Here is an 8,501-nt window from a genome sequence, read left to right on the forward strand (position 1 = left end):
CGCGCGGCGTGGCGGGCCTCCGGCTGTGGCTACCCGCGACTCCCGCGGTTTGTGTAGCGCGCCGCTAAGCGGCACGCGTATCTAAACCCATCTCGGCGACATGGGTTTCGATACGCGGCGCCCTCGGGGGGGCGCTACTCAACCCGCGGGAGTCGCGGTTAGCCACTGCCGGAGGCCCGCCTCGCAGCGCGTGATCTGCTCGACCGGCACGCGCTCGTCGTCGGCGTGCGCGAGCGACGGGTCACCCGGACCGTAGTTGACGGCCGGGATGCCGAGCGCGGCGAAACGGGCGACATCGGTCCAGCCGTACTTGGGTCGCGCCTCCCCACCGACGGCTGCCACGAAGGCCTGGGCCAGCGGATCGGTGAGACCCGGGCGCGCACCCTCGGCGACGTCGGTGATCTCGACCTCGAAGCCGGCGAAGACATCCCGTACGTGGCGTTCGGCGAGTTCTGCGTCGCGGTCGGGTGCGAAGCGGTAGTTGACTTCGACGACGCACTCGTCGGGGATGACGTTGCCGGCGACCCCACCGCGGATGCCGACGGCGTTGAGCCCTTCGCGGTAGACGAGTCCGTCGACCTCGACTTCGCGCGGTTCATAGGCGACCAGCTGCTGTAACACGGGGGTCATCGCGTGGATCGCGTTCGAGCCCATCCAGGCCCGTGCCGAGTGGGCGCGCTTTCCGGTGACCCGCACGTCGGCGCGGAGGGTGCCGTTGCAGCCACCCTCGACCTCGGCGTTCGACGGCTCGCAGAGCACCGCGAAGTCGGCTTCGAGCAGCTCGGGGCTGGCTCGGGCGATGCGACCGAGGCCGTTGAGGTCGCTCGAGACCTCCTCGTGGTCGTACCAGACCCACGTCACGTCGACCGCGGGGGCCGCGACCTGGGCGGCGAGCGCGAGCATGACGGCGCATCCGCCCTTCATGTCGACGGTGCCGCGCCCCCACAGCACGCCGTCCTCCAGACGGGCGGGGAGGTTGTCGTTGACCGGCACCGTGTCGAGGTGCCCGGCGATGACGACCCGGCGGTCGCGGCCGAGGTTCGTGCGGGCGATGACGGCGTCGGCGTCGCGAGTGACCTCGAGGTGCGGGTACGCCCGCAGCGTCGCCTCCACGGCGTCGGCGATCGCCGTCTCGTTGCCCGAGACCGACTCGATGTCGACGAGCTGCCGGGTCAGTTCGACGACAGAGGCGGTGAGATCGAGCGGCACGATGCCACCCTAGCCACGGATACGCTGAGACCATGACCTCCGTCGAGCCTCAGATGGTGTGGGGCCACGGGCTCGCCACCATCGCCGACGACGGCACCGTCCTCGACACCTGGTACCCGGCGCCGTCGACGACGGAGCCGAGCGACGCAGGCATCCCTGCCGACCTCGCCCCGCACCTCGGACCGGACGCGCGCCGCGGGGTGCGCGTCGAACACGTCGTGCTCGGCATCGACCTCGACGCGGCGCCCGACTCGACGTCGGATGCGTACCTGCGCCTGCACGCGCTCTCCCACCTCCTCGTTGCACCGAACGAGCTCAACCTCGACGGGATCTTCGCCCACCTGCCGATCGTCGCCTGGACGACCGCCGGCCCGATGCTGCCCGAAGCATTCGACCGGCTGCGCCCCGCGCTGCAGCGCGCCGGCATCTCGTCGCTCGGCGTCGACCGCTTTCCGCGGCTCGTGGACTACGTGACGCCCGCCCGGGTGCGCATCGCCGATCCGGCGCGGGTTCGCCTCGGCGCCTACCTCTCCCCCGGCACGACCGTGATGCATGAGGGCTTCGTCAACTTCAACGCCGGCACGCTCGGCGCCTCCATGGTCGAGGGCCGTATCTCACAGGGCGTCGTGGTCGGCGACGGCTCCGACATCGGGGGCGGCGCGTCGATCATGGGCACCCTGTCCGGCGGCGGCACGCACCGGGTGTCGATCGGTGCCCGCTCACTCCTCGGCGCGAACTCCGGCATCGGAATCTCGCTCGGCGACGACTGCGTCGTCGAAGCAGGCCTCTACGTGACGGCTGGCACGAAGCTCGCCCTCCTGGTCCCCGGCGAAGAGCCGCGCATGATCAAGGCAGTCGAGCTGAGCGGCGCGTCCGGCATTCTGTACCGCCGCAACTCCGCGACCGGCGCCGTCGAGGCCCTCCCCCGCGAGGGCGCCGCGGTCATCCTCAACGAGGCCCTGCACACCTGAGTCGTTCAGCGGGCTGGTTTCGATACACCGCCTTCGGCGGCACTCAACCCGCGATGGGCGGGGTGCCGTGGGTGTGGAAGGTGGAGATCGTCTGCATCCCCCACGCTTGCCCCTTCTTGCGTTCGGCCTCGGTCCACTCGATCGTTTTCCAGTCGGGGGCGAGCATGAGGCGCGCTCCGGCATTGGCGAACTCGATGCGGTTGCCGCCGGGCTCCCAGACGTAGAGGAAGAACGTCTGCTGGATGGCGTGCTTGTGCGGGCCGGACTCGATGTGGATGCCGTTCTCGAGGAAGATGTCGGCGGCCTTCAGGATGTCTTCGCGGGTGTCGGGGGCGAACGCGATGTGGTGCAGGCGTCCGCTGCTGCCGGTGTGGTCGGAGGAGTACACGACGTCGTACGACTTGTTGCCGAAGTGGAACCACTGGGCGCCGATCTTGCCGGAGTCGAGTCGGATCAGTTCGGTGCACTCGAGGCCGAGAACATCCGCCATGAATGCGCCGTTTTCTTCGACGCTCGCGCCGAGGTAGTTCACGTGGTCGAGTCGGCGGGCGTTCACCCCGCGGCCCGGGAAGCGCGACGCCTGGTTCTTGAGGGCCGGCTTGTCGTCGGTCGCCTGGTACCACTCGGAGTCCCAGTAGACGCTCATCGGGTGGCCATCGGGGTCGGTGAAGGTGAAGCTTGTGCCGACCCCCTGCTCTCCGTCGACCCAGCCGGTGCCCCGACCCGACTTCTCGATCGACGCGACGACACGACCGAGGGCTTCGGGTGAGGCGGCGCGCATCGAGACGTTGCCGACGCCCGACTGGTCGCGCGGGGTGAGTTTGATCGTCCAACGCTCGTAGGTGTCCCAGGTGCGCAGGAACACGGAGTCGCCCTCCGTGCCGACCTCCTTCATCGCGAGCAGTTCGGTGAAGAACCACTTCGACTCGTCGAATCTGCTGGTGAAGAGCTCGAGACCGCCGAGGTGGGCGATGTCGCGAGGGCCGGGCTTCGTCATTGAGATGCTCCTTGGTCGGTTCGGGGGTTCAGTAGCTGCGGGGAAAGACGGTGCCGTCGAACAACTTGCGCGCGGTGCGGATGGATGTCGACGTGCCCCGCCATGTGCCGTCAGTCGGGTAGACCCGCACTTTCGCGTCGAACGTGCCGCTGGGGTGCTCGAGGCGAGTGACGTCGTTGTCAGGTGCGACGGCGATCCCGGCTGCGACAGTTCCCGGGATGCGTACCGCCGCGGCGATCGAGGCGGCCATGAGTACGCCGATCGAGGTGTGCACTTTCTTCGGGATGAAGCCGCGCGTATCGATCGCTCCGCCGTGGCGGGGTGCCGAAAGCAGGAAAACCTTGGGCACGGTCTGCTCGGAGACGTCCCCCAGACCCATGAGGCGACCCGCTTCGAGTCGCACCGTCTCCACGTCGGCGGCAAGGTCGGCGCGCGATTCGAGCTCGGTCGGCGATTCGTCGCCCGCGACCCCGAACTCGACGGCCTCGAGCAGCACCACGGGCATCCCGTTGTCGATGAGCGTCGCCCGATGCCCCGCGACCTGATCGATGACGCTGCCCGTGGGGAACAGCTCCTTCGCGGTCGCCTCGTCGCCCATCTCGATCTCGATCGCCGCAGCAGCACCGGGCACGCCGTCGATCACCGTGTCACCGGCGTACTCCGGCATGTCGTCGAGGGTGGGGAAGATCGAGGTAGCGAGGTCGCCGGTGTTGATCAGCCGGATGCGCGCCGTCGTCGTCGCGCCGCTCGCCGAGATGAGCCCGCGCTCGAGGGCAAACGGCCCGACGGCGGCAAGCAGGTTGCCGCAGGTCTGCAGGTCGGCGACGATCGGCTCGTCGACGGCTACCTGCAGGAACAGGTAGTCGAGGTCGACATCCGCTTCCGCCGAGGGCGACACGATCGCGACCTTGCTGGTAAGCGGATGCGCGCCTCCGACCCCGTCGATCTGGGTCGGGTCGGGGCTGCCCATCACCTGCAGCAGGAGTCGGTCGCGGGCGGCAGGATCCGCGGGCAGGTCGGCGGCGACGAAGAACGCACCCTTCGACGTGCCTCCCCTCATGAGCATGCAGCGCAGACCGTTTTTCGCGAGGGCGACCACGGTGCTCAGGCCTCGGTGTACGGCTCGTAGGTGACGCCGAGGTCGGCGAGCACACCGCGAAGCTTGTTCTGGTCCATGCTCACGACGCCCTCGAGGTAGGCGGCGCGCGCGGCGGCCTCCTTGTCGGTGCGGGCCTGCGAGGCCTCGAGCGCGCGGGCGACCTCGAGCCGTGGCACGACCATCACGCCGTCGTCGTCGGCAATGACGGCGTCGCCGGGGTTGACCGTCACACCACCCACGATGACGGGCACGTTGACGGCACCCGGCGTCGCCTTGACGGTGCCCTGCGCGTTGACGGCGGCCGACCAGACGTGAAAGCCCATGGAGCGCAGGTCGACGGCATCCCGAACCCCGCCCGTCGTGACCAGTCCGCGCACGCCGCGGCGCTGCAACTGGGTGGCGAACAGCTCGCCGAACGAACCGTCGAGCGAGGGCGAGGTGGTCGTGACGATCAGGATGTCGCCGTCCCGGCACTGCTCGATCGCGGCGTGGATCATCAGGTTGTCGCCCGGCCAGCACAGCACGGTCACGGCGGAGCCGGCGATTCGAGCGCCCTCCTGCAGCGGCCGAAGCGAGGCGCCGACCAGTCCCGTGCGGCCGAAGGCCTCGTGCACGGTTGCGACGCCGAACTCGGCGAGAAGGTCGAGATCGGCGACCGCGGTGCGGGGCGGATCGGTGACGATGACGTTCTTCATGCGGCTCCGAGGGGTGGTCCCGGCGTCGGGATCGATTGTCGACAATTCTGGCACCAATCTAGTCCACAAGGCTATACAACTATCTATGTCGGAAGGTAGTCTGCCTGTCACGCCCCTCCAGCGGGCCCACGTGACGACGACGTCAGGAGAAGTGACATGACCGCCCCCCAGAACCTCCAACAGAAGATCGACGCGGCCGGTGGCGCCGTCGAGATGCTACGCAACAACAAGTTGGGCACCTACATCTACCCCGTCGTGCCCTCGGAGTTCACCAACTTCCGCCGCGAGCAGCGCGCCTGGCGTTCCACCGCCGTGCTGTTCGACCAGTCGCATCACATGGACAACCTGATCCTCAAAGGATCGGGTGCGATCAAGCTCCTCAGCGACACGATGATCAACAGCCCCGAGAACTTCCCGGTCAACGTCGCCAAGCAGATCGTGCCGGTCGCCTCCAACGGCGGCGTCATCGGCGACGGCATCCTGTTCCACGAAGCCGACGAGGAATACGTCTACGTCGGACGCGCGCCCGTTGCCAACTGGCTCAGGTACCACGCCGAGAAGGGCGGCTACGACGTCGAGGTCGAGGTCGACCGCCGCTCGAACTCGCGCCCGTACGGCACCGCCGTATCACGCAAGTACTGGCGCCTGCAGATCCAGGGGCCTGCAGCCTGGGACATCATCGAGAAGGTCAACGGCGGCCCCGTCGACAAGGTGAAGTTCTTCCACCTCGGGCACATGAATGTGGGCGGCATCCCGGTGCGTACCCTGCGTCACGGCATGGCGGGAGCACCCGGCCTCGAGATCTGGGGCCCCTACGCCGACGCCGAGAAGATCCGCACCACCATCCTCGAGCAGGGCGCCGAGTTCGGCATCGAACCCGTGGGATCGCGCGCGTACTCGTCGAACACCCTCGAGTCGGGTTGGATCCCGTCGCCGCTTCCCGCCGTCTACTCGAGTGAGGCGGAGCGGGCTTTTCGCGAATGGACCGGCCCGGCCGAGTATGAGGCGATCAACGCCCTCGCCGGCTCGTTCCTCGCCACCGACATCGAGGACTACTACACGACCCCGTGGGAGCTCGGCTACGGCTCCTTCGTGAAGTTCGACCACGACTTCATCGGCCGCGATGCGCTCGAGAAGGTCGACCCGACGACGCAGCGCAAGAAGGTCACGCTCGCCTGGAACAGCGACGACGTCACGAACAAGATCTTCGGCTCGTACTTCACCCCCGAAGAGTCCGACGGCGCCCAGTTCTTCGACCTGCCGAACGCGAACTACGGCTCGAGCAACTTCGACTCGATCGTCGATGCGGGCGGCACCCCGGTCGGAGTTTCGATGTTCACCGGCTACTCCGCGAACGAGCGCCGCGCGCTCTCGCTCGCGACCGTCGCCCAGGAGGTCGAGGTCGGCACCGAGCTCACCCTCCTCTGGGGCGAGAGCCCGAACAGCGAGAAGACCACCGTTCAGCCGCACACGCAGGTGGAGATTCGCGTCGTGGTCAGCCCGGTTCCGTACTCCGAGGTGGCTCGTAGCGAGTACCAGGGCGGCTGGCGGACGGCTGCGAAGTAGCCTCGCCGTTTTCAGGAAGTTGTGAGGGGGATGTCGCGGACGTGGCTGCTGAGCCCAGCTCCCGCAGCATCCTCCCCTCCTTCCCCACCAAGTCCTGAAAACGGAAAGCAGCAGCACGGTCGGGATGCGAGTGCGGACGGGTGCACCTGCGGAAGCGTCGACGATATTGTCGACAATTCCGCGGTACCATCCGGGCATGAGGATCGCGGTGCTGGGACTCGGTGAAGCGGGGGCGATCTATGCCCGCGGCCTCGCTGAGCGCGGTGCCGAGGTCGTCGGCTTCGACCCCGACGCGTCCGAGAGTCTCACCGGGGTGAGCCGCGCGTCGAGTGTCGGTGACGCGGTCGACGGCGCCGCGATCGTCCTGAGCCTCGTCGGGGCCAGCGCGGCCGACGCGGTGCTCGACGAAGCCCTCCCCCGGATGACGACACCTGCCGCGTTCGCCGACTTCAACACCGGTGCTCCCGACCACAAGCGCGGTCTCGCCACCCGAGCGGTCGTGGCCGGCATCCCCTTCGCCGATGTCGCGGTCATGGCCCCTGTGCCGCGCGCCGGGCTGGCAACGGAGCTGTTCGCGAGCGGCGATGGCGCCGAGGCGGCGGCCGACGCGCTCGGCTCCTACGGACTGCCGATCCGCGTGGTGGGCATCGCCGCGGGCGACGCGGCCGGGCTCAAGCTGGTGCGCAGCGTGTTCATGAAAGGGCTCGCCGGCCTCGTCTTCGAGAGCCTTGCGGCCGCCGAGAAGATCGGTGCGACCGCCGAGCTGCGCGCGCAGATCGCGACCGAGTTCGGGCCCGACGGGGACACGCTCGTGCAGCGGCTGCTCGACGGCACCCGTCAGCACGCCGCACGGCGCGAACGTGAGATGCGGGATGCGCGTGCGTTCCTCGACGACCTGCGTACCCCGACCTGGATGACCGACGGCACGCTCGCGTGGCTCCGCTCCCTCGCCGCAACGACTTCCTAGGATGGCCGCCATGGGCACTACGACGGCGTCGCGCACCGATCTGACGAAGGTCTTGCGTGAGGCGATCGTTTCGGGCGAGTACGCGCCGAACCAGCGCCTCATCGAAGCCGACCTCTCGGCCACCTACGGCGCGAGCCGCGCTGCCGTACGCACGGCGCTGCTCGAACTCGCCGCCGAAGGCATCGTCGACCGGCTGCCGAACCGCGGCTCGCGCGTGCGCGCCATCCCGCTCCCCGAGGCGATCGAAATTCTCGAGGTGCGCATCAGCCTCGAGGGTCTGTGCGCCGCGAAGGCTGCCGAGAACATCACGGATGCCGAGATCGCGGAATTCACGCAGCTGCGAGCTGACATTCTCGCGGCAGCGCAATCCGACCTGTTCGAGTACTCACGCCTCAACCAGCTGCTCGACCGTCGCATCCGCGAGATCGCGAACCATCCCACGGCGGTCGCGATCCTCGAGCGCCTGCGCGCTCAGGGGGTGCGGCACCAGTTCCGGCTCGCGTTCTATCCCGGCCGCGCCGCCGTGTCGGCTCCCGAGCACGCGGCGATCATCGACGCGATCACCAATCGGGATTCGGTGCGGGCCGAAGCCGAGACCCGCACGCACCTGGCCAGCGTCATCCAGGCCTTGCGCACGATCGGCTGAGTCCGTCGGTGCCCCCGCCTACCGTGGGGTGATGAGCGAACCGCGGCCGTTCCGCATCCATGTCTCCGCGCCTGCGCTGGCCGACCTGCACGAGCGCCTGCGGTGCACCCGGTTCACACCAGACAATCCACGCAGGATGCCGTCGGGAATGACCGACAGCTATCTGGGTGAGCTCGTCGAGTCCTGGATCGCGCTCGACTGGCGGGCGCAGGAGGAGTGGCTGAACGCGCACCCACAGTTTCTCGCTGAGGTCGACGGCACGACCGTGCATTTCGTGCATCGCCGCGCCGATCGTCCCGACGCGCCCACCCTGCTGGTGATGCACGGCTGGCCGCATAGCTTCGCGCTGCA

At 68.6% G+C, this 8,501-nt stretch carries 9 protein-coding genes; 5 read left to right on the forward strand and 4 right to left on the reverse strand.

Annotation, left to right across the window (positions count from 1 at the left end; genetic code table 11):
• Positions 1-138: 138 nt before the first annotated feature.
• Positions 139-1,212 carry a succinyl-diaminopimelate desuccinylase gene (dapE, locus tag RMO30_RS02680; protein WP_309709182.1) on the reverse strand — a complete coding sequence of 358 codons (1,074 nt, stop codon included), beginning with the start codon at positions 1,210-1,212 and terminating at the stop codon, positions 139-141.
• Between the two features lie 29 nt (positions 1,213-1,241).
• Between dapE and dapD the strand changes: the two genes are divergently transcribed.
• Entirely contained in the window at positions 1,242-2,180 is a 939-nt protein-coding gene (gene dapD, locus RMO30_RS02685) for a 2,3,4,5-tetrahydropyridine-2,6-dicarboxylate N-succinyltransferase (protein WP_309709160.1), read from the forward strand.
• A gap of 43 nt (positions 2,181-2,223) precedes the next feature.
• Here dapD and RMO30_RS02690 read toward each other — a convergent pair whose 3' ends face one another.
• Genes RMO30_RS02690 through RMO30_RS02700 form a run of 3 tightly spaced genes read right to left on the reverse strand, consistent with a single transcriptional unit; the run spans position 2,224 to position 4,971 of the window.
• Positions 2,224-3,177: a VOC family protein gene (locus tag RMO30_RS02690; protein WP_309709162.1), complete on the reverse strand. Its 954-nt coding sequence runs from the start codon at positions 3,175-3,177 to the stop codon at positions 2,224-2,226.
• Between the two features lie 28 nt (positions 3,178-3,205).
• Positions 3,206-4,243, reverse strand: a complete 1,038-nt coding sequence (locus tag RMO30_RS02695; protein ID WP_309709165.1) for a 4-oxalomesaconate tautomerase — start codon at positions 4,241-4,243, stop codon at positions 3,206-3,208.
• 38 nt (positions 4,244-4,281) lie between these two features.
• Complete coding sequence (locus RMO30_RS02700) at positions 4,282-4,971, reverse strand: 4-carboxy-4-hydroxy-2-oxoadipate aldolase/oxaloacetate decarboxylase (protein ID WP_309709168.1); 690 nt, start codon at positions 4,969-4,971, stop codon at positions 4,282-4,284.
• A gap of 156 nt (positions 4,972-5,127) precedes the next feature.
• Here RMO30_RS02700 and RMO30_RS02705 point away from each other — a divergent pair, with 156 nt between their 5' ends.
• The 4 genes from RMO30_RS02705 to RMO30_RS02720 form a co-directional block, all read left to right on the forward strand.
• The gene (locus tag RMO30_RS02705; RefSeq protein WP_309709171.1) at positions 5,128-6,537 is read left to right on the forward strand and encodes an aminomethyl transferase family protein; all 1,410 of its coding nucleotides are present in this window, start codon (positions 5,128-5,130) and stop codon (positions 6,535-6,537) included.
• Between the two features lie 196 nt (positions 6,538-6,733).
• Entirely contained in the window at positions 6,734-7,504 is a 771-nt protein-coding gene (locus RMO30_RS02710; RefSeq protein WP_309709174.1) for a DUF1932 domain-containing protein, read from the forward strand.
• A 10-nt stretch (positions 7,505-7,514) separates the two neighbouring features.
• Positions 7,515-8,150 carry a GntR family transcriptional regulator gene (locus RMO30_RS02715; protein WP_309709177.1) on the forward strand — a complete coding sequence of 212 codons (636 nt, stop codon included), beginning with the start codon at positions 7,515-7,517 and terminating at the stop codon, positions 8,148-8,150.
• Between the two features lie 31 nt (positions 8,151-8,181).
• The coding region (locus RMO30_RS02720; protein WP_309709179.1) for an epoxide hydrolase N-terminal domain-containing protein at positions 8,182-8,501 on the forward strand (320 nt) is incomplete at its 3' end.

Origin of the sequence: Pseudolysinimonas sp. (genome assembly GCF_031389465.1) — a bacterium.
In the GTDB taxonomy this organism is placed as follows: Bacteria; Actinomycetota; Actinomycetes; order Actinomycetales; family Microbacteriaceae; genus Pseudolysinimonas_A.

Coding starts and splice junctions, on each gene's coding strand:
- dapD (WP_309709160.1), top strand. CDS start 1,242: ATGACCTCCGTCGAGCCTCAGATGGTGTGGGGCCACGGGCTCGCCACC.
- RMO30_RS02690 (WP_309709162.1), bottom strand. CDS start 3,177: ATGACGAAGCCCGGCCCTCGCGACATCGCCCACCTCGGCGGTCTCGAG.
- RMO30_RS02695 (WP_309709165.1), bottom strand. CDS start 4,243: ATGCTCATGAGGGGAGGCACGTCGAAGGGTGCGTTCTTCGTCGCCGCC.
- RMO30_RS02700 (WP_309709168.1), bottom strand. CDS start 4,971: ATGAAGAACGTCATCGTCACCGATCCGCCCCGCACCGCGGTCGCCGAT.
- RMO30_RS02705 (WP_309709171.1), top strand. CDS start 5,128: ATGACCGCCCCCCAGAACCTCCAACAGAAGATCGACGCGGCCGGTGGC.
- RMO30_RS02710 (WP_309709174.1), top strand. CDS start 6,734: ATGAGGATCGCGGTGCTGGGACTCGGTGAAGCGGGGGCGATCTATGCC.
- RMO30_RS02715 (WP_309709177.1), top strand. CDS start 7,515: ATGGGCACTACGACGGCGTCGCGCACCGATCTGACGAAGGTCTTGCGT.